Annotated in this window: 18 protein-coding genes; 6 read left to right on the top strand and 12 right to left on the bottom strand. The window is 32.5% G+C overall.

Translation table 11 applies throughout. The features are described 5' to 3' along the window. Positions 1-97: 97 nt before the first annotated feature. The 3 genes from ACJMLB_RS06670 (at position 98) to ACJMLB_RS06660 (ending at position 2,113) form a co-directional block, all read left to right on the top strand. A complete protein-coding gene (locus tag ACJMLB_RS06670; protein WP_405324699.1) occupies positions 98-886 on the top strand; it encodes a sirohydrochlorin cobaltochelatase in 789 nt (262 codons plus the stop codon). A 190-nt stretch (positions 887-1,076) separates the two neighbouring features. After that, positions 1,077-1,784, top strand: coding sequence for a double zinc ribbon domain-containing protein (locus tag ACJMLB_RS06665; protein WP_405324697.1), 708 nt, complete (start codon positions 1,077-1,079; stop codon positions 1,782-1,784). Positions 1,785-1,843: 59 nt separating this feature from the next. Next, a complete protein-coding gene (locus ACJMLB_RS06660) occupies positions 1,844-2,113 on the top strand; it encodes a hypothetical protein (RefSeq protein WP_405324695.1) in 270 nt (89 codons plus the stop codon). A 48-nt stretch (positions 2,114-2,161) separates the two neighbouring features. Here the strand turns inward: ACJMLB_RS06660 and ACJMLB_RS06655 are convergent, their stop codons facing one another. From ACJMLB_RS06655 to ACJMLB_RS06635, 5 genes are all read right to left on the bottom strand, one after another. Continuing rightward, complete coding sequence (locus ACJMLB_RS06655) at positions 2,162-2,599, bottom strand: hypothetical protein (protein ID WP_292788472.1); 438 nt, start codon at positions 2,597-2,599, stop codon at positions 2,162-2,164. 87 nt (positions 2,600-2,686) lie between these two features. Further along, on the bottom strand, positions 2,687-3,505 hold the full coding sequence (locus tag ACJMLB_RS06650; protein WP_405324693.1) for a zinc-ribbon domain-containing protein: 819 nt from the start codon (positions 3,503-3,505) through the stop codon (positions 2,687-2,689). Positions 3,506-3,964: 459 nt separating this feature from the next. Next, positions 3,965-5,890: a MutS-related protein gene (locus tag ACJMLB_RS06645; RefSeq protein ID WP_405324691.1), complete on the bottom strand. Its 1,926-nt coding sequence runs from the start codon at positions 5,888-5,890 to the stop codon at positions 3,965-3,967. A 199-nt stretch (positions 5,891-6,089) separates the two neighbouring features. Beyond that, positions 6,090-9,110, bottom strand: coding sequence for a DUF3656 domain-containing protein (locus ACJMLB_RS06640; protein ID WP_405324689.1), 3,021 nt, complete (start codon positions 9,108-9,110; stop codon positions 6,090-6,092). Positions 9,111-9,174: 64 nt separating this feature from the next. Continuing rightward, positions 9,175-11,739, bottom strand: coding sequence for a DUF3656 domain-containing protein (locus tag ACJMLB_RS06635; protein ID WP_405324687.1), 2,565 nt, complete (start codon positions 11,737-11,739; stop codon positions 9,175-9,177). Positions 11,740-11,989: 250 nt separating this feature from the next. Here ACJMLB_RS06635 and tmk point away from each other — a divergent pair, with 250 nt between their 5' ends. Then, positions 11,990-12,580, top strand: coding sequence for a dTMP kinase (gene tmk, locus ACJMLB_RS06630; protein WP_405324685.1), 591 nt, complete (start codon positions 11,990-11,992; stop codon positions 12,578-12,580). Positions 12,581-12,632: 52 nt separating this feature from the next. Here tmk and ACJMLB_RS06625 read toward each other — a convergent pair whose 3' ends face one another. The 5 genes from ACJMLB_RS06625 to ACJMLB_RS06605 form a co-directional block, all read right to left on the bottom strand. Beyond that, positions 12,633-12,839, bottom strand: a complete 207-nt coding sequence (locus ACJMLB_RS06625) for a hypothetical protein (RefSeq protein ID WP_292788460.1) — start codon at positions 12,837-12,839, stop codon at positions 12,633-12,635. Between the two features lie 95 nt (positions 12,840-12,934). Further along, entirely contained in the window at positions 12,935-13,900 is a 966-nt protein-coding gene (locus ACJMLB_RS06620; protein WP_405324683.1) for a tyrosine--tRNA ligase, read from the bottom strand. A gap of 128 nt (positions 13,901-14,028) precedes the next feature. After that, entirely contained in the window at positions 14,029-15,069 is a 1,041-nt protein-coding gene (locus ACJMLB_RS06615) for a 60S ribosomal export protein NMD3 (RefSeq protein WP_405324681.1), read from the bottom strand. A gap of 100 nt (positions 15,070-15,169) precedes the next feature. Next, on the bottom strand, positions 15,170-15,577 hold the full coding sequence (locus ACJMLB_RS06610) for a translation initiation factor IF-2 subunit beta (protein ID WP_405324679.1): 408 nt from the start codon (positions 15,575-15,577) through the stop codon (positions 15,170-15,172). A gap of 293 nt (positions 15,578-15,870) precedes the next feature. After that, positions 15,871-17,874: an ATP-binding protein gene (locus ACJMLB_RS06605; protein ID WP_405324677.1), complete on the bottom strand. Its 2,004-nt coding sequence runs from the start codon at positions 17,872-17,874 to the stop codon at positions 15,871-15,873. A 242-nt stretch (positions 17,875-18,116) separates the two neighbouring features. On the opposite strand from ACJMLB_RS06605, the gene ACJMLB_RS06600 reads away from it, so the two are divergent. Beyond that, a complete protein-coding gene (locus ACJMLB_RS06600; protein WP_295604920.1) occupies positions 18,117-18,548 on the top strand; it encodes a hypothetical protein in 432 nt (143 codons plus the stop codon). A 54-nt stretch (positions 18,549-18,602) separates the two neighbouring features. Here the strand turns inward: ACJMLB_RS06600 and ACJMLB_RS06595 are convergent, their stop codons facing one another. After that, a complete protein-coding gene (locus ACJMLB_RS06595; RefSeq protein WP_405324675.1) occupies positions 18,603-19,229 on the bottom strand; it encodes an RlmE family RNA methyltransferase in 627 nt (208 codons plus the stop codon). A 121-nt stretch (positions 19,230-19,350) separates the two neighbouring features. Then, positions 19,351-19,893 (bottom strand): YfcE family phosphodiesterase, encoded by a 543-nt coding sequence (locus tag ACJMLB_RS06590; RefSeq protein ID WP_405324673.1) that lies wholly within the window; start codon positions 19,891-19,893, stop codon positions 19,351-19,353. A 305-nt stretch (positions 19,894-20,198) separates the two neighbouring features. Between ACJMLB_RS06590 and ACJMLB_RS06585 the strand changes: the two genes are divergently transcribed. Continuing rightward, positions 20,199-21,290 carry a formate--phosphoribosylaminoimidazolecarboxamide ligase gene (locus ACJMLB_RS06585; protein WP_298536708.1) on the top strand — a complete coding sequence of 364 codons (1,092 nt, stop codon included), beginning with the start codon at positions 20,199-20,201 and terminating at the stop codon, positions 21,288-21,290. Positions 21,291-21,426: the final 136 nt, after the last annotated feature.

Raw genomic sequence — 21,426 nt, 5'->3', positions numbered from 1 at the left:
AAGTATAATTTAGTAATGTTAAATTTTTCTTTAAAAAATTTAATTGGATTTATTTAATCAATAAGATGAAATATTTTTTATTTTTTAGGATGATATTATGACTGATAAGATTATTTTAGTAGTAAGTTTTGGTACTTCTTATAACAATAACCGTGCTCTTACCATTGGAGCTATCGAAAAGGACATTGATGAAGCATTCCCTGATTATGAAATGAGAAGGGCATTTACAAGCCAAATGGTTATTAACATTTTGAAAAAACGTGATGATTTGGCTATTGACAATGTGGAAGAAGCATTGGAAAGAGCATTGGATGATGGTGTAAAGACTGTTATCATTCAACCAACTCACATCATGAACGGTACTGAATACCATTTCAAGATCAAGGATACTGTAGATAAATACATTGACAAGTTTGAAAACATTCCTATTGCAGAGCCTTTATTAATCTCTGATGAGGACTTTGAGGACTTGATTGCAAGCATCACATCTAAAGGAGATTACGATGATGATACCGCAGTTGTATTCATGGGTCACGGTTCTCCTGCAGAGAGTAATATGGTTTATACCAAATTGCAAGGAATGCTAAAGGATAAGGGATTCGACAATTATTACATTGGTACTGTTGAAGCAAAACCTGACTATGATGATGTCTTGGCTATGGTAAAGGAAGGAGACTACAAGAAGATAGTGCTCAAGCCTTTAATGGTTGTAGCTGGTGATCATGCTCAAAACGACATGGCTGGAGATGAAGATGATTCCTGGAAATCAATGTTTGCATCTGAATGCTATGAAGTTGAATGTGTAATAGAAGGGCTTGCCCAATCCAAAGACATTAGGGATGTCTACATTAAGCATGTTCAAAATGCAATTGATGGTTTAAATTAAATCATCTTCTTTCTTTTTTTATTTTTTTATTCATTTTTTATCTTTTTTTATTTCCTAAAACTCTTGTTTTAAGAACTTTTTTCACTTACTTTTTTTTAATTCATTAACTTTAAATATTATCGTTTCCATATTTTATTTGCTAATTATGATTGAAAAATATTTAAAAAAGAAAAATTTAAAGGGTGATAATATGAAGTGTAATGCATGTGGTCAGGGGTATTCGGATGAGTTTAATTTCTGTCCATTTTGCGGTTCTTATCCTAAAATGTTTTGTCCAAAATGCTTTGAGGAAGTGAATGATGGTGGAAAAGTGTGCTCAAGCTGTGGAAGCGAACTTTTGCCTTTTGAAGTATTTAAGAAGTTTCATGACCTAAGGGAAAAGGCTCTTGATTATAGGGATAATGATAATTATAAAAAATCTACTGAATATTTTGAAAAGATATTGGATGTTTGGCCCAATGTAGAGGAGATAAATTTTCTTTTGGCTGAGGATTATGAATTTTTGGATGAGAATGATAAGGCTTTAAGACAGTATGAAAAATTGGCTGAAATCAATCCAAGGCATATGGGAGTATATTCCAGAATAGCTAGAATCCTCATTAAAAAAGAGGAGATTGAAAAGGCAAAGGAATATCTTCAAAAGGAACATGATGCTCATCCATTTGAAAATGAGCATTATATATATTCAATGCACATTTGCTTTTTAGAAGATGATTTTGAAAAGGCAAATAGAATTCTTGATCGCTTATTTGCAATTGGTCCTAATGAAGATGACTTATTGATTTTCAAAATCAACAATGACTTGAATTTGAAACTTGTTGAGTACAGTCAAGAGCTTGCAGATTTAAATGAAAGGGTAAAAGAGTATTTAGAAAAGAATTTTAATCTTTCTTTTTAATTTTTCTTTTTTTAAAATGTACTATAGACGATTTTATAATATGTTTAGGGGGTTGAAATATGGAAGTAATTGATGTAATTGATGAGATAGAAACTAATAATAATCCATTTATAGATGGTTTAGATTATTATATGGATTGTATTGTGAATGTAAATAATGTTAGAACAAGATGTGAACAGGTCAGTATAGTTCAATGTGATTTGGATGGTTCTGATTATGGTAGAAATGGGATTCAAATTTTGCTTGAACTTAGAAGAGGTGAGTGGATCACTTGGATATTCCTTGATGAAGTGGAATCCTTAGAGGTTAAGGAGTTTCATAAAAAATAATGGTGGTTTGTGAAAACTGATTATTTCACATTTTATTAAACCACTATTCTATTTTTTAAAATCATCACAGCTTGTTATTTCATCATTATCCTTAATGGAACATACTCCATTCTGTGAAAGTGCACAGTTTAAGCAGTTTTGCTCTTCCTCTGGGTCTGGAGCAGCAACTATTTGCTGGAGGGATAATGTGAAAATGCCGTTTAAATGTTCTCCATTTGTTTTTTTAGGACCTCTACCTACTATAGGTGATAAGCTTTTCATGTAACATGGAATCTCTCCAGTTCCTCCAATATCCACTTTGATTTGTTCATAAGTGTTGAAAGTGCTGAAGAATTCTGCTCCTTCTTTTAATATATCTTGAGAAGCTTCAAATTTGAATATTAACATTTTATTTTCCAAAGAGGTTAATTGGACATATTTGTCATCGAAGGTAAACTCTTCTCCATTTTCTTTTTTAAAAATAACTATTCTTGCAATGTCAGACATGTTTAATCTCCTAATTTTATATGTATGATAATGGTCTCTTATAGTATATAATTGTTTGCATTTACTAAAACTATTTTTATTGAAAAATTAATTGCCCCTAATATACGATATCGGGACTAACATCTCCATATATCCTTCAGCATATCCTAATTCCAAATCATCTGGATCATAGATGGAATTGCCGCATTCAGCACATCTATAATAACCGTCAATTTCATATATTGATTCGCTTCCACAGTATGGGCAAGTCAATACATAACCCTCATTTCTATCAGATTCTAGTTTATTAAGGCTGTTTGTAGCTTTAGAGTTTCCAGAACTGTAATCTCGACCTCCTTTATTCTTTGAAGCATTTCTTTCCATTTCTTCCATTAATCTTCGATAGTCTGCTTCATATACATTGCCGTTGGCTTTAGATTGATACACATCAAATTCATAACCAGTCAAATAGCCATTATCATCCTTATCCGACTTTCTAAATAGATCATATAGCTTATCTTGTGGTGTGTGTGAGACAATGTGATTCACTTCATTGAATTCTAATTTGCCATCATAATTAAGGTCCAGATTATTAAATTCATCAGGATAATTGGTTTCATAATCTGCTGGATGTAATCCTTTAATGAAGAGATTTGCATCGCTAACCATTGAAATCACCAATATAAAAATTAATGGGAAAACACAACAAATATATAAAGCAGGATGTCTTTTAAAACGTGCACTGAGTGTTTCAGATTCATCCACCTTTCTTATTTTAAAAAGAGACCAAATACTATCTGAACGGGAATCATCTGCTTCAATATCAGTGCTTAGAGTAGAGGGGCCATTATCTAATTTAGTTCCACAATCTGAACAAAAAATAGCTTCATCAACGTTTTCCTTTCCGCATTTGGAACATTTTATCATAGAATCCCCCAATACAATTTTAAAAGTAATTTAGAAAATTTGACATTACTTTACTTATGAAATATTTTATGCTTTTTGATTTATATTGTTTTTGAAAAGATTTTCTAATGTAAATTTAATAAATTTAATCCTTTTTACAAAATTATATATACAATCTAAAGTAAAGATTATATTGTCGCATCATATTTATGACTGATGCCTATGGTCCTTCTATGAGGGAAGCTTTAGCTGTCGATGATTAGGAGAAACCCAGCATTAGATAGGCTGCCTGTTTCGAGGGTTACTCGTGGAGGAAAGGGTAAACTACCTGTGAAGCAAGAGAGTTAGTATACGGGCAAAATATCAATATTTAAAAATTTATAATTTTAGATTTTTTCAAATCTATTATTTATAAATATTTTAAATAATTACTTTTTTTAGATATTTTTAGATAATTGCTATTTTTAAAACAATTTTTATCTAAAACTTTTCCAATATCTTACCATATACCTTTTTAAGTTCTGGTGGTGAGTTGTTATACATTCTTTTTATAATTAATTCTGGTGTACTTTTTGCCAAGAAATTCATCTTAGGTGTTCTGTCTACAATGAGATTGTAGTTTTCATCGAGTCCTGTAGCTTCGATTCCATCAACACGGATGTCTGTGTATTTCATCAATTCATTTGCCATGTGGGTTACAATGATTGCAAAGGAATTGCTTTCCTCAATCATTTCAATGAAACTGGATATGATCTTTACAGCAGCTTCCAATTCTGTAATTCCTTCAAGTTCATCAAGGAGAACCAGTTTTTCGCTATCGCTTGTAACGATTGGCATGAATACATTCAGGAATGATTCAAAAGCACCTGCATCCAATGATCTCTTTTTGGAAAAGTGATAAATTTCATCCAATAGTTTTATCTTAGCGGATTTAGCTGGAACAGGAAGTCCCATCTGTCCAAGAATGGCTATTTGACTGATTGTTTCAAGCAATGTGGTTTTTCCACCACTGTTTGCTCCAGTCAATAGTGCAATGTTCTCCTCTTCATTCAATCTATAATCCACTCTTTGAATTCCTTCTTTGATTGTCCTTTCCCTTAAGCATAAGTTCAAGTGCAATGCTTGATGAAGGTCATATTCCTCAGCAAATTCTGGCTTGTTCAAGTCATAAAGATAAGCAAAGCTTCCTAAAGCGTATTCATAGTCAAACTTGATTATGTCACTGACTTCCCTTTCAGCATCTTCCTTGATTGATGCCAATTGTTCTGCAGCAGTGCTCTTCTTATCGAAATAGTTATTTTCAGAATTTGAAAGGATTTCTGTCTTCACCCTTTCCATTTCCATGTCATCGATTTCAATAGGATACTTCCTGATGAATGGGTCAAAATCAATGCCACTTTCCAACTTGATAGTTTCCTTTGATTTACTTAAAATTTCGTCAAATATTTCTTCTAGTTTTGGAGGTAAAGCATTGTTTAATAAGTCGAGAACTTCATCTCCTTCAAGGTCTATGTTTTGAATCCTTTCTTTTAACTCATGGTCTACATATATCTTTTCATTTTTAACAATTTCATCCAAATCCACTTCTTTAGTTTTATAGGATTCAAGTTCATCAAGTATAGGTCCAATATCATTTAGGACAGTTTCCTCACCTAATATTCCTTTTATTTTTGAAACTCTTTCAAATAAATCCCTGTTTTCCTTAAAGTAGTCTAAAATAACTTCAGGTACAAGCTGATAGATAGGAGCACCCTTGTTTATCATGATTAGGTTAGGCATATCTCCTAAATCAAGGAATCCTTCAGTGTAAATGTAATAGATCAATTCATATCCTCTCAATTCTTCCTGGAAGAATGGTGAATCTGATGCAGTCAATATTGTGTAGTATCTGTTCAATCCAAGATCCATTAAATAATCTGCATCTTCATGGCTTTCTACAAGAATTGCTTTGCTTGCATCATAATTAGGTTTGGATTGCTTTGGCTCATTCAAGTGTTTCATTAGCTTATCCAATTCATATAGAGGCAATTCACTTACCTTTTCTTTAGCATTCATTACAAAATTCAATCGTTCCTCGATGATTTCCTCATCTTTTATAGGGGCAAGGAGCAAAATTCTGTTTTTGGCATAGCTTGTATTTGAATAGCTTACAATCTTTTCAATGATTTCCTCGTAAAGTTGGATTGCCCTATCGCTTTTCAAGAATTTCTGAGCGGGATTTCCAATCAATTGATTCATTATTTCAATAGCTTTCCTTTGGCTGATTCCATCAATATTGATCAATCTCTCTAAATCAAGGTTTTCAATAACTTGATTTAATTCATCTTCCCCTCCTAATTCATCGATGATTTTTTGGGATAACTTATCTCCAATTCCCTTTATGTTTTGTAATTGCGCTCCTTCCATACGATTACCTCATTTTATGAATATGAGAAAGTACATTAATTCTTATGTTTTTGTTTATTTAATTTTAATATATAGTTAATTTTTTTTATTTTTCTATTAATTTTTAAATCTTTTGATTTCAAATAACTCGAATTTTAGTTTGATTAGAATATTGCTTTAATTTGAAAATCATAGTTTTTAATTTCTTTCAATCATTTTTTCATTTCAATCCTTTTTCAAAATTGGCCTTTGTCAAGGCAGGGCAATATCCCTCAATGATCTTTTCAGATTCGCCCATATCATTTTTACCATCAATAATGCATCTATAGGCTTTTCCAATATCATTGATGTAATCTAAGGATTTCCATCTTGCATCTATTGAAAAGTTAGAGATTCCTATTGATTTCAAGTAATCAATTTCATCAAGCAAACAAAGCTCTTCGCAGTTCAATATGATTATGGTATCCTCATTCAAATTGGTTTTTATTGGATAATACTGGTCTCTTCTGTTCTTGATATAGTATTCATTTGAATCAATGTAATATTCACTTTCCTTGAAGTTCTTATTCAACTTTCTTTGCTTTTGATTGTATTTGCTTATGAGTTTTAATTGCTTTTTGGAAACCAGTTCCTTCCTTGTTATCATTGATTCTATATTTCCATGAACCAAGAGTTCCAATTCCGGAAGTGTGATGCCTTTTGACATTTCCTTATAGTAATCTTCCATTAAATCCTTGATGTTTTTCTTATATATTTCAGGAGATATGGATAATGTTTTATAATTATTCAACTCCAATACGGTTTCTATATTATATGCATTTATTGGATAATTTCCATAAAGTTCCACATCAAACTTGTCTTTTAATGAATCGTCCAATCCAATTGAACTGGTCATTATGTCTATGCGCATATTCATTTTTTTAAGGATTCCCATAATCTTGATTATGGATTCCTTGGATTGCTTGTGTGCAATGTCTGGAAGTTTCCAAATTAATTCATAATCCTGATCTTTAGAGATTTCAATAGCTTCCTTCAAGAAATTTACACAGTAGCTTATGTTCAGTTCATGTTCCTGAAGGGATTTGTTTTCAATAATCTCCTGGCTAATCTCTTCAAAGTCCTTGTTTGGAGGAATTTCCAAATAGATTCTATCAAAAACAGATTTTTTATCTTTGATTAATTCTTTTAGGATTTCTAAGCTATTGATATATGCTGATAGATTATAGTCATTTTCTGCATTTTCAACTTTTGATTTCAAATCAATTCTTTTTCTCAAATCCTCATTTAATCCTTTGATGTTTTCTTCAGCTATTTTCACATCTTCCTCTTTTGGTTTGTAGCTTGCTATCATTTCCTCTTCAAGCTCATTGAAGAATCTTCTTCTAAGCTCATTTATTTCACTTATTGGGCTGAATAATCTTTTATTGTTGTTTATTGTAATCTTTTCAATGTAATAAGGTAAGTCTCCAATCTTCAGCAATTGCTTTTTGATGGTCTCATTGGATATTGGCTTCTTGATTGCCTCTTCCCAAGGAGTTTCCCCTTTGACCTTTAAGGTGATTACCTTGCCGTTATCCAATTTCAAATTGCCTTTTAAGTGAGGATAATTATCACCGTCTATTCTAAAGTAAAGTTCAAGCAATGATTTCTTGATGTAATGGTTCTCCTTCTTATGATGGAGGTCCTTCACTTCATTTAAAAGTGAGTTTTTCTTGGTTAGATACACCTTTGAACCTTTTGGAAGTGGGAAATTGATTTTTCTGTTTTCTTTTACTCTTTTAATTACAAGAAGTTTTCCTTCAATGTCCTTGTCCTTTTCCCTTTTTCTCCAATGCTTGTCTTTTGAGTCCTTTAAGACGGGTTTTGAAGAAATGTCAAATCCATAGGTTTGTATGAATCCATTATTATTTTCCTGATTCTGATTAATTTCTTTTCTAACTCTTTTTTCTTTCCTTTTAGCTCTTTTATCCTGTTTTGTTTTTAATCTTTTATTATCTTTAGAGCTATTTTCTGCAGTATTTTGATTATTATCAAGTTCCAAATTAGGATTGGTTTCAATTAGTATTCCATCTCCCTTTTCTGGAATGTGGATTAGATTTTCCTTTAGCAAAATATGAATCTCTTCAGTTTGAGGGTTGTATCTATGTACTTTTCCAATGTATAATCCTTGATGCCCTGGCTTTTTCCTCTTCATGATCATAGGATTGTTTTTAGGAATGAGATGACCTGTTGTAAACTCTCTATTGAACACCAATTCAAGCTCTTCAAGGGATTCTAGGTTTTCCAATTTCTGTTCCGCTTTCAGTTTAGCAATGTTTTCCTTATCTTGTGCCTTTTTCAAGTCAGTGCTTCTTCCTTTCTTTCCTTTGCTTTTCCTTTCCAATTCCTTGATGTTTCTGTTCAATGCTTGACTTGTTTTGTCATATCTTAATTTATTGAGTCTTTTCCTATAGTTTTTGATGACAGTGGCAACATAATCATTGCTTCTCATTCTGCCTTCTATTTTTATGCTGTCCACTTTAAGATTTACTATTTCATCAAGATGCTCAAACAAGGACAGGTCTCTAGGTGATAAAAGGTAATCCCCTTCATTTTTAGGATTGATCTTTTTGACTTTGTTGATGTTCAATTCATATTTCTCTCTGCATGGCTGAGCGCAGGTTCCTCTGTTTCCGCTTCTACCTCCTTGCATGGAAGATAGTAAGCAATGGCCTGAATAGCTGTAGCATAATGCTCCATGAGCGAATATCTCTATTTCAACTCCAAGTGTGTGAGCATAGTCAAGAATCTCTTTAAGTTCATTCATTTCGATTTCTCTTGGAAGAACAACTCTTTTTATATTATGTTCTGATGCCCATTTGATTCCTTCAATGTTGTGGAGGTTCATTTGGGTTGAAGCATGTATTGTAAGCTTTGGGATGTTTTCATTAATGATTTTTACAAGACCGACATCTTGGATAAGAACTGCATCAACACCTATCTTATATAATTCCAAAAGGTAATTAGCTACTTTTTCCAATTCCCCTTCCTTGATTAGGATATTGACAGTTACATAAACCTTTACATTATGCAAATGAGCGTATTTGACTGCTTCTCTTATTTCAGGTACTGTGAAGTTTTCTGCAAATTTCCTTGCCCCGAAGTTCTCTCCAGAGAGATAAATGGAATTTGCACCAGACAGTATTGCCAGTTTCAAATGCTCTGCAGATCCTACAGGCGCCAATAATTCAGGTAGTTTCATTGTTTTTCCTCGAGTAATAAATGTAATGATAGTATTTAACTAGACAATAGTTAGTCACCATAACTTAACATGATTTTTCATGTATCCTTCCATTAATGAAGTTTCCTTTATTTAATCTTGATAATGTAATGTTTTTAATTTGTTCTTTCAGTAAGTTTAAATCGTAAGTGTTGTCCTCTTTTAATGCTTGTGAGTAAAGTGAGACAATTGTGGAGCTGTATTGAGGGGATGAGAATCTGCAATCGATTATGCAGGAGTTCACTCCAGTGTTCTTGATCAGTTCCACTTCATCTATTAGGCATAAGCAGTCCTTATTGATGAAATGGCTATGCCTATTGTAATCGAAAACAACCTTATATTTGAATTTCTTACGCTTTTGGTCTTCCAATATTGCATAATCTGAAGAATCCTTGATAATGAAATCCTTTCCGTCATTAAGGTTTGAAAAGTCATCCTTACTGCTCATAACTTCAAGGTTTCCTTGAATGATGATGTTTAAGTCCACATCATCATCTGTCTTGATGAATTGGTATTTGGAAACCAATTCCTTGATTTCTGCATGTGACAATTCAGAGGATAGGATTATGCTTTTAAATCCGGCATCAGATAGGTTCTTGACATTATAGCTATTCCAGACATTCAGGTTATGATTTCCATAAACCTTATTTCTAAAGCTTTTAGCTATTCCTGGAGTGTCATACATAATCGGAATTCTGATATCTTCCTCTTCCAGTTCATCTAAGATAGAGCTGATTCTTTCTATTTCCTCATCGCTGATGAATGATGATAAGACCAATACCAATTTGTCTTCCTTATTTTCCTTGCCTTTATAAACGTTGGAATATGCTTCTTTGAGTAAATCCTTGATGTTTTCAAAGTATTCCTCCTGACTTTTGTATGAAAATGACGGATCGAAGAAATACTTATGGATTGGCAATTTGGAAGTCATCTTTAATAGTTCCAAATTGTCTGCAAATATTGAAAGGTTCAATTTTTCATTTCTAACTGGAATGTCAGTATAAGTTTTATATTCCTTTACAAATTGGCTAATAAGTTTATTTGTTTTCCTGATTTTCTTTTTATCAGGTTTATAATAGTCCAATAATAATTCAGTAGCCTTATCCAGTACTTGGCGTCTAATCTTATTGAGCTTTCCAATTGGCACAAAGCTGTTTTCAGGCATTCCATTTATGGTTAAGTTGTTAATGTAAAATGATGTTGAACCGGTTTTAAGCATTTGCTTTTCAATGTCTTCAATGCTCACAGGTCTTTTTTGTGCAGGCTCGAATTTGGTTTCTGATATGTATCTGAAAGTGAATTCCTCTTCTTTATTATCGTTGTTTATTCCCTTTTCGACAATCTTGAATTTAGCGCCAATGTTAAGTCTTAAATCTTCAGTCCATTTGATGTCCAAGTCTAATGGAATGTTTTGCTTTATGGTTTCGCTTTTGAATTTCTTAAGGTTGTCATGTGTGGATTTGGAATAGCTTAAGAGAACCTTGTCACCTTCACGAACGTTCCTTGTTGTTTCAAGCTTTATGTATTCATCAGTTTGTTCCTTGATATTGTCGATGTAGATTCCTTTGATCTTATCCTTGTATTTGAATCCAATTCCATCTCCAATGTCAAGGTTTATCTTGAATTCCTCATTTTCCTTAGCTATTGTGATTAGATCCCCTTTCTTTTCAATGATTTTTCCAATATAAACTCCTTCGTGACCTGAACTTTCTCTTCCTAAAACCTGTCCTGGCTTTTGATTAAGGATATAACCGTCAGTGAATTGTCTATTGAAAACGAGACTTAAGTCCTTGTCATAGTCTCCTTCATCACCATCAATCAAATGTCTGTATGCATTTGTGATTGTTCCAACGTAATCTGCAGATTTCATTCTTCCTTCAAGCTTAAGTGAAAAGACTCCTGCATCTTCTATTTTGTCTAATCCTTTGTAAACTGCAAGATCGTGAGTTGACAATAAATATCCGTTTCCGACATTGTAATTCTTATATTTCAACTTGTATTGCTTACGGCAAGGCTGTGCACATGCTCCTCTGTTTCCACTACGTCCACTGTTGTATGATGAAATGTAGCAGTTTCCACTGAAGCAGTAGCAAAGAGCCCCATGCCCAAAGACTTCAAGTTCCATATTTATGTTGGATTTCTGTAATTTTCTTGATATTTCAGCTATTTTGTCAACGCTTATTTCACGTGGGAAAACTATCCTTGAGATATTGTTTTCAACAGCCCATAAGATACAATCATAATCACTTAATGTCATTTGTGTGGAAGCATGAACTTCAAGTCCAGGAATGAGGTTTTTAATGAGTTCAATGATTCCTAAGTCCTGTACAATTACCGCATCTACACCTATCTTGTATAAGTGGAATAAGTATTTCACTACATCCACAACTTCAAAGTTGTTTATCAAGGTGTTTACGGTTACATGTATTTTCGCTCCATTCAAGTGAGCGTATTCAACACTTTTTTCTATCTCTTCCAGAGTGAAGTTTTTGGCAAATGCCCTTGCTCCAAACCTTTCTCCAGATATGTATACTGCATCAGCTCCTGCATTGATTGCAGTGACCAATATGTCATAGTCTCCTGCAGGTGCCAATAATTCAGGTAATGTCATTAAGTAATCTCCTATAATCTTGATTTTAAGTTTTGATTGTATCTTATGATTTTCAGTATTTTTTAGCTATTTAATTTTAGAAATTCAGATTATTTTTTTTTTAAATAGTTTAACTATTAATAAATATGTTAATTTTATTATATAATGTTTTTAATATTAAATAAGATATTGTATTGTTTTTTAGGGTAGCTTTTGAAAACTAATTAAAATTACAATAAAATTATATATTCTTAAAAATAAATTCTATCTTATGTATATTGTATTGGAAGGAATAGATGGTGCTGGTAAATCAACTCAGATTAAACTCTTAAAGGAATGGTTAGAGAATAACGGTTTAAACGTAGAGACCATTGTTGAACCTACAGACATGGAAGTGGGCAAGCTCATTCGTCAGCTATTGACTAGATCTGATGCTGAATCCGATTCTATGCAAAAGACCTTGGGATTGTTATTTGCAGCAGATAGAATGATGCTAATGGAAAAAATTGAAAGATTGGAAAATGAAAGTACTGTTGTAATCAGTGACAGGTCTTTCTATTCAAGCTTGGCTTATCAAAGTCCTCAAGACTGGATTAAAGAGATAAATAAATATGCTAAGATTCCTGATTTGGTTTTGCTCTTGGATTTGGATGTAAAAAAATCTGTTCAAAGATGTGATGGAACAGATGAATTTGAAAATGAAGAGTTTTTAACTGGAGTTAAACAAAACTACTTGGACTTGGCCAAATCTAATGATAATATTAAAATAATTGATGCAAATAATGGTCCGAATAAAGTGTCTTCTGATATAAAAAAAGCTGTGGCCCCATTATTTGACATTTGCAAAGATTGCATAGTTTAAATAAAAAAAGTAAGAAATTAGATTATTTTGCCTAATTCCTTTTTTAATTAGATTATCTTCTATCTAATTCGTCTAATCTTTCTTTCATTACTTTAACAATGTAATCTTGTGCTTTTTCAAGCTCTTCTTTTGTACCTTGGAGTTTTGGTCCAAATTCGGTTTGCTTAAGTTCAACATCGAACTGTTCAATAACATGAGCAAGCATTTGTTCTCCAATACCATTGGTAAGTTTCATTTCATATACTGGTTCTTCTTCCATTCTATCCCTCTTTTTAATCTTTTTTAAGAATTAATAATCATGATTATTTTTATTTTTAGGTTTATTGTTAATTATTTTTATTCTTATTTTTCTTTTTATTCTTGTGATTCCATAAAGTCTCTCACTGGTTTTAAGAAATCAATTAAGTATTGTGTAATGGCATTCTTCAAGTCCATAGGGTGCAAGTTTTCTTCCCCATACATAGTGTAAAGTTCCTCTTTGGAGAGCTCTAAATTTCCACCGAATTTCTCAGGTCTTTCTATAAGCAAAGTGTCTTGTTGTGAGAATACAAAGTGGTCTGCAATTTCTAAAATTGGGTTTCCTTCAGTTTCTCCCATTGGACAGTAACTTTTCTTGATTTTATCCTTGATTGTCTTTTCATCATCATCCACAGCGATGTAGTTTCCTTTGCTTGAGGACATCTTGTCATCACCGTCAAGACCATGAATCAAAGGAGTGTGAATACAGACAGGTGCTTCTTTTCCTATTCTAGGAAGGTTTTCCCTTGCTAACATTTGGATTTTTCTCTGTTCCATACCACCTAAAGCGACATCAACTTCCAAAGCGGACATGTCGGCAGTTTGCATCAATGGGTAAACTACACTAGCCACTTTTGGATTGTCATCATGTCTGCTGACTTGATCCATACTTCTTTTTGCCCTTTTCAAGGTGGTTAAAGTAGCTAATTGGTAAACATCATTTGTGTATTCGCTTCCGGTTTGGAAAGATGAACCTAAAATGTATTCTGTATCATCAGCGAGCCCTAATCCTTGGAAGCATCTTTTGTTGTATTCTGCAGTTTCAGCTATTTCCTCCACAGTCCCTTTTCCATTCAAGAAAGCATGATAATCTGCAAGCAAGATTTTGATCTTAAATCCTAAATCCTGTAATTGTTTAAGTTTCATTATTGTTACTGCATGACCTAAATGAATTTTTCCAGAAGGTTCATATCCAGTATAAGCAATAGGGTGCTCTTTTTCAAGCTTTTCTTTCAATTCATCCACATCAATGATTTCTAAAGTTCCTTCTTGAATTAATTCAATTTTTTCTTCAATGTTCATGTAATCACACTTTTGTTTTTGTAATTGGTTATTAGATAATTATTAATTATTTTTCGCATTTGTTATTTTAATCGCTTATGAATAGCTTATGAATAATTATTATAATTAATTGTTTTTTGTTTATTATTTTAGATTATATAGATTTTTCCATCTATTTTTATGACATCTATCTCTTCGCCGATGGTATATCTTTCCAGTGTTTCATTCATTTCCAAATCGATTGGGCTGTAGTCGTCTGGATCAAGAATTTGCATCATGCTTGGAGATTTTGCTGTAATGATTGCCTTTTGCACCCCTTCCAAATGCTCTATTTTTTCTATGGAATCGTATTCTCTCCATTTTAAAGCTATTATGTCCTGATTTTCTAAGTTAATGACTTGAATTCTATTTCCGTCAACATCACTCACTTGATAAACATTATCATGATATTTCACGAAATCGTCCTTAACGAACTTTGGAAGTCTTAATGCTATCCAAATTCTATATAATCCTTTTCCAGTGGACTTGTCTTCACTGATGAGTCTTGGAGATTCTTTAGTGGTTCCTCCAAATTCCTCTTTAAGGTGCTCTACAACTTTTTTTGCAGATTTTAATGAACCGATGTAATAGTCATTTCCTTCCTTAAGCTTAGCCACCTGTGGAATGTAAGCCAATTTATCCTTTTTGAATTGCTTATCAAGAGTTCTGTTGACTATTTCTTCAGCAATAGCTATTTCATCTTCTTTAAGTTCCCTTTCATCTGCACGCAATTGGATTACAGCTTCATAGTATCCTGCATTTCTTTTGCTGCAGTCAGGGCAAACTGAATAATTGATCTTTACATCTGGAGTGTGTGTTTCCACCACTTCTTCTCCTAAAACAGTTGCAACTGCTTCAACATAACATTCTGCAATTGTTCCTCTCATTTGGTCAATTTCAAGTTCTATCTCTTCATTTTCAGCTAAATCGGAAATTGTGATGTTTCTCTCCAATGCCCTATAGATGATTTCCTCTTCTGGAATGTACTCATCTTTCCATTTTCCCTCTTCTAATTTAGCGTTGCAGTGCTTGCAGATGGTTACAGTGATATTCTCTGGAATTTCCATTAGTTGGAATTTCTTTAAAAAACAGTTTTTGCAGATTCCATCTATCATTTCAACGTCTGTTGCACCACATTCTGGACAAAACATTTTAAAACACTCATAAGATGTAAAAATTGAATAAAAATTAATGATTTAAGTTTGAATAGCTATTTGTTTTTTTAAAAATAAAAAATATAAAAGAAGAGAATTATAATGGCTTAAGTGGAGCTTTTGCACCACATGCTGCACATTTTAAGATAAATATTCTGTCTTCTCTTATGATTTTGGTATCAGGCCTGTTACATTCATGGCAGATAACGTATTTTTCAATGTATTCATCGATTCTTTCATTGATTAGGAAATGATTGAATTTACCTTGCAAGATTGCTCTTACTCCTTCTAAGTTACCTGCAGTACCTAATTCTCTTAATAAATATTTTAATACATGTTGTGGGTCTCTATTTAATGAGTCTGCCACATCTTTGAAATTTTGAATAAAGGTTCTATTACCTTGAATAACAGAGTATGCTTTTACAGGTTCAAATCTTTTTGTTTCAAATACCTCAGGAGGCAATTGATCAATAGCCCTGTTTAATAAATTTTCATATTCATCCATTTTTTCACCTCTTTGGAATAATAAAATTAAATTGTAAATAAGTATAATCAAATAAAATTTATGATAATTTTTTTATAAAAATAGTATTTGAGTTATATTAATATAAAATATATTTTTTATCATTTATTAATGTATTTATTATATAATAATTTATATAAGTAATAAAATTAATTAAAGTGATTTTATTTTGAAAAATCATAAAAAATTTATTGAAATTTTGAAAATAAAAATAGAAAAAAAATGCTTGATAATTCAAGCATAAAAATTTGATTTTTTCACAGTCTTTTAACCACTTAATCTTCAAGTAGTCTTACAAGGCCATTACGTGGTTCGTAGGTAAGGCCCTTAGCTTTGAGTGTTTTCAAGATTTCATCAGTCTTTTCTTCACTCATGTCATGGTTTTCAGCAAGATGCTCTTTTAGAATATTCACTGGAACGTCAACGAATTCTTCTTCCAAAGCTTTAATTGCTTGCTGCACTATGCGCATTTTATCTCTTTCAGATGTTGGGGTTCTTCCTTCAACCCTTGCAATATCGATTTTACCGGTGTCTGGGTCCATTCCGATTTTCTCTAAACATCTTCTTTGCAAGCTAATTGCTCTATGTGCATCTGAAGCTTCAACCTCGTTTTTAAGTTGAAGTTTTGCACTAGCTTCAGCTAAACGAATTGTTGCTTCCAATTGCCTTGGAGTGATAGGTACAGGGGTTCCTTCTTCAACACCTCCAGTTCTCACAGATACATAAAACTCTTCCAATACTTTGTTTGCCGCATCTGTAAGTACAGGGTGGACATTTTTACGTGCATAAGCGATATATTTTCTCAAGAGTTCAGGCTCTATATCATAAGCAATGTTAGAGTACTGGTGTGTCTTAAGAATGTGTTGAGCCAATTCCCTATCCTTTTCAACATCTGGTCTGTCTTCAATTACAAATATCAAATCGAAACGAGAAAGAATCGGTGAAGGCAAGTCAATTTGGTTTGCTAAAGTTTTATATTGGTCAAATGTACCGAATTTAGGGTTTGCCGCTGCAAGAACTGAACATCTTGTATTCAATGTTGCCATGATTCCTGCTTTTGCAATACTTACTGTTTGTTGTTCCAATGCTTCGTGAAGTGCAGATCTATCTTCTGAACGCATCTTATCCAATTCGTCAACACATACGTTACCTTGGTCCCCAAGTACTAATGCACCTGCTTCAAGAGACCATCCTCCAAGTTCATCTCTAACTGCTGCTGCAGTTAATCCAGCACCAGATGTACCTTTACCACTGGTGTAAACACTTCTTGGAGCTAATTTTGAAACGTATTTAAGTATTTGGGATTTACCGATACCTGGGTCCCCGACAATAAGAATGTGAAGGTCTCCTCTTAAACGAGTTCCATCCTCTAATTGTTGCACTGTTCCACCAAAGAGCTGCAATGCAATAGCTTCCTTTACATCTCTGTGACCTTTGATTGAAGGAGCAGTTGAATTAATGATTTTATCGTGTATATGAGGGTCTCTGGATAATTCCAAGATTCTCTCTTCATCCTCTTCACTAAGTTCCAATTCCTCAAATTCCTGTTCCAATGGTTCGATATGATTTACATAGATGTAGTTTTTGAATTTTCCACTTCTCTCTTCCCTAAATGTCTTTAGGGTTCCTGTGATTCTAACTTTATCTCCAGGATTCAATTCATCTACTAAATCATCTTCTAAAACCATAAGCATTTGTTTTGGTTCAGTTCCTCCAGACAAGTTTTCTAAAGGTTCCTGCATTCTAGCGCTTTGTGTATCAATATATTTTGAGTCCTCTTGAAGCAATCTAAAGGATCTCCCACCACATTCGCTGCATAATGAAGGTTCCATAATATGGTTTCCAGAGGTTTGTTCCACTTCAGTTATTCTCATGCAACCTCTGCATTCGAATACTCCTGTTTCAATACGTGGACGAATCTCATCAGTTTTTCTTACAATTCCATCAGCAGATACAAAGCTTCCAATGTATTTACTCAATAAGTCGCTTAATGGAATGTTATTTGTAAGATTTTCAAATCTGATGTTCAATTCAGCATCTTTCATTAATGGGTCGATATTCTTGATAGCTTTCTGTGAAGCTAAAATAACCTCATCAGGCTTTTCTATCAATAAATCTGCTAAATCAGGATCAAACATCTCTAAGTCTTCATAATTGACTGTAAGTGACCTTTCATCAGGATATTTTTCTAAAATTTCAAATACATCATCCTTGTAAATTGTTGAGAAAAATTCTTCAAATTTTGCAAGTGATGTTTTTGTTTTGTTAGTGGAATTCATTGTAATATAGTTTTTATATTTAATATTATAAAAGTTTAATTAATTTTTTAATTTTTCATTATAATTGCATTGAAAAATTGTTATGATTTCGTTATAATTTTTTATATGAATTGATAATTTCATATTGAAAACTTGTTCTAATTTTGTTATAATCTTAATATAAATTGATAATTTTAAATAGGTGTAAAATTAAAAGTATTAATAATACTATTTATTTTTTTAAATAATATTATGGTGAATTTATGAGAAAATCAAGATTGAATCTATTCAAATCAACTTCTATGTTAATTTCTGTTTTAGGAGTTATAATGATTGTAGCTACTGTAGCTGCAATTGCTTATGTTGGTTTTAGCGTAGTTTCTTCTAGTTTAACTGGTGGAATTTCTTCAGGCACTCAATATGACCAGTTAGCTGAATTGAAGAACAATTATTCCAATTTGGAAGTTCAATATAATGAAACTGGTAATAAGATTTATATGATGGACAATATCACTTTAGAAAGAGAATTTGTAAATGCACAAGTGGAACTTGTAAGAGTAAAAAATGATATAAGTGATGTTGAAAGTGCTTTATCTATGGGGAAACAAGCTTCAGAAGTTGATAAAAGGTTACAACTAGCAAAAGACGATTTAAAAATAGCTCAAGAAGCTTATAACAGTTTATCAGTTAAATAATTTTTATTTAACTTTCTTTTTTTTATTTTTTTATTTTTTCTTAATTTTTAAAAATTATTTTTTCTTTTTAGGCCCTTTTCTATAACCTAAACCTACAATATACATCTCTTTGCTTTTTTGCCTTGATGATGGAGGTTTAGTTGATTTGACTTTTCTGAAATCGTATTTTATGCTGTCTAAAAGACGTTTGTATTCAGAACCTTGAAATGCCTTGATGACTAAATTTCCTTCGGTTTCAAGTATGTTGTCTGCAATTTTAAACACTGTTTCAACAAGGTCTACAGACCTTAAGTGGTCTAAATCCTTCACTCCAGTTAATGAAGGTGCAGCATCTGACATCAGGACTTTCACTTTTCCGTTGGTTAATTCCATGACCTTTTGTTGAACGACCTCTTTTGTAAAGTCCCCTCTAATTCCATAGTAATTAGGTTCGTGGAATGGCTTGATTCTATTTAAATCGACTCCAACAACGATCCCCTCTTCACCTACCTTTTCCAATGCCACTTGAGACCATCCCCCCGGAGCGGCACCTAAGTCCACCACGGTGTCTCCTTCCTTAATGATCTTGTATTTTTTATCAAGTTGCTTAAGCTTATATGATGCTCTTGAACGATACTCTTCACTTTTAGCTCTTTTGTAATAAGGGTCATTCTTCTTTTCCACTTGCCATCTGCTTCCCATTTTAACCCTCCTAGAATTTCTTAATTGATTCAGTTTTTTTCTGTTTTTTCTGTTTTTTATTTTTTTATTTTTTTTATTAATTGCCTAATTTATCTTTTTTCAAAATTAGTCTTTGTTGTATTTATTCTTCTTTCTTCGCCTTCTCTTCAAAGAAATTCAATGCTGAGCAAACTGGCCTTCCAGTTTGAATGAATTCTATGCTAATGTCATTGCCATTTATTTCCATCAATGCAACTGATGGGTCTGATAATCTTGGGTTTGTTGGACTTCCAGGATTTACCAAAATAACATTTTTAATCTTTTCAAGTTGGGCGACATGTGAATGTCCGCTTACAAGGATGTCAACTTCCAATTGCAATGCATGATAATATAATTGTTGTGTGTCTCCTCTCGGATAGACCTCTCCATGTATTACTCCAATCTTATGGCCTTCCGCTTCTATGATTTTAGAAGGTGGAAGATCAATCTCTCCATGAACCCTATCCATATTTCCTTCAACTGCAACTACCGGAGCTATTGCCTCCAATTCATCTATAACGCTTTGGCTGGTTATGTCTCCTGCATGGATGATTAAATCCACTCCTTCAAAGCTTTCCAAAACCTTTTGAGGAAGCTTAATTCTCCTATCTGGAATATGGGTATCTGATATTAATCCAATCAACATATTTTCACATTAAATGATAATTATGAATTTAATAACAATTGAAATTTATTAGCTATTAATTCGTTTTCGTCTAACAATAATAATTTTGTTTAATATTGATTATATAGTTTATTAGAAAATTGCTTAGAAAATTGTGGTCTCAGTTCATTCATTTTAATTTTCTTTGCATTTTTTTAGTTTCATAATATATGAATTAAAATTTAATAATAAAACTTTATAAGTTTATAAAAATATAATATTATTATTGATAAATAATTTTTATCTTTTAGTTGATTTCTGAAAAATATTAGTTCAGGAGATTAAAAATGGGAAAAGTTAGTAAAGAAAAAATATTGGAGATTTTAGAAGGGTATGATAAAGACAATATCACTATCGCAACTCTAGGTAGTCACACCTCTTTACATATTCTTAATGGTGCTAAACAAGAAGGATTTAGAACTGCTATTGTTTGTGCAAAGGGTAGAGAAGTGCCTTATCAACGTTTTGATGTTGCAGATGAATATATTATTGTCGATAAATTCGAAGACATTGTAAACGAAGATGTTCAACAAAAATTAAGAGACATGAACGCAATTGTTATTCCTCATGGATCCTTTGTTGCATATGCAGGTTTAGACAATGTTGAAGATAAGTTCAATGTGCCTATGTTTGGTAACAGAGACATCTTAAGATGGGAAGCTGAAAGAGACTTGGAAAGACAATTGCTAGTAAACGGTAAGATTAGAATCCCAATGAAATATGATGACCCTGCTGAAATTGACCGTGCTGTAATGGTTAAATTCCCTGGAGCAAGAGGTGGAAGAGGATACTTTGTAGCTTCATCTCCTGAAGAATTTAATGAAAAGATTGATGCAATGAAAGAACGTGGATGGATTGAAGATGCAGATGTAGAACAAGCTCACATTGAAGAGTATGTGTCTGGTTGTAACTACTGTATCCACTACTTCTACTCAGCATTGAATGATGAAGTGGAACTTATGGGTATGGACAGCAGATACGAATCCAGTATTGATGGATTTGTAAGAATGCCTGCTAAAGACCAATTGTCAATTGACATTAGCCCATCCTATGTTGTAACCGGTAACCATCCAGTTGTAATGAGAGAATCATTGCTTCCACAAGCATTTGAAATCGGTGACAAATTGGTTAAAAGTGCTGCAGAATTAGTAAAACCTGGTTTAAACGGTCCATTCTGTATCCAAACTCTTGTAAATGATAACCTTGAAGTTGTTGTATTTGAAACAAGTGCAAGAACTGATGGTGGTACAAACACCTTTATGGAAGGTTCTTCCTACAGTTACCTCAAATATGGTGAAGGTATGAGTATGGGAAGAAGAGTTGCACGTGAAATTAAAATGGCACTCGAAAATGGCGGATTTGAAAAGATTATCACATAATCTTTTAAAACTTTTGGAAAAAGTTTAATCAAAACTTTTTCAACTTTTTTTTATTTTTTTATTAGTTTTTACTATTTTTTTGTTTGTTTCACTGTACTTTTTAACTTTTTTTCTTTAATATTTTTTAAAAATAGTA

This window comes from Methanobrevibacter sp., assembly GCF_045114555.1.
Lineage (GTDB): Archaea > Methanobacteriota > Methanobacteria > Methanobacteriales > Methanobacteriaceae > Methanobrevibacter.
Note: the sequence above shows the minus strand (reverse complement) of the source record. Positions and strands in the feature narration are given on the sequence as shown.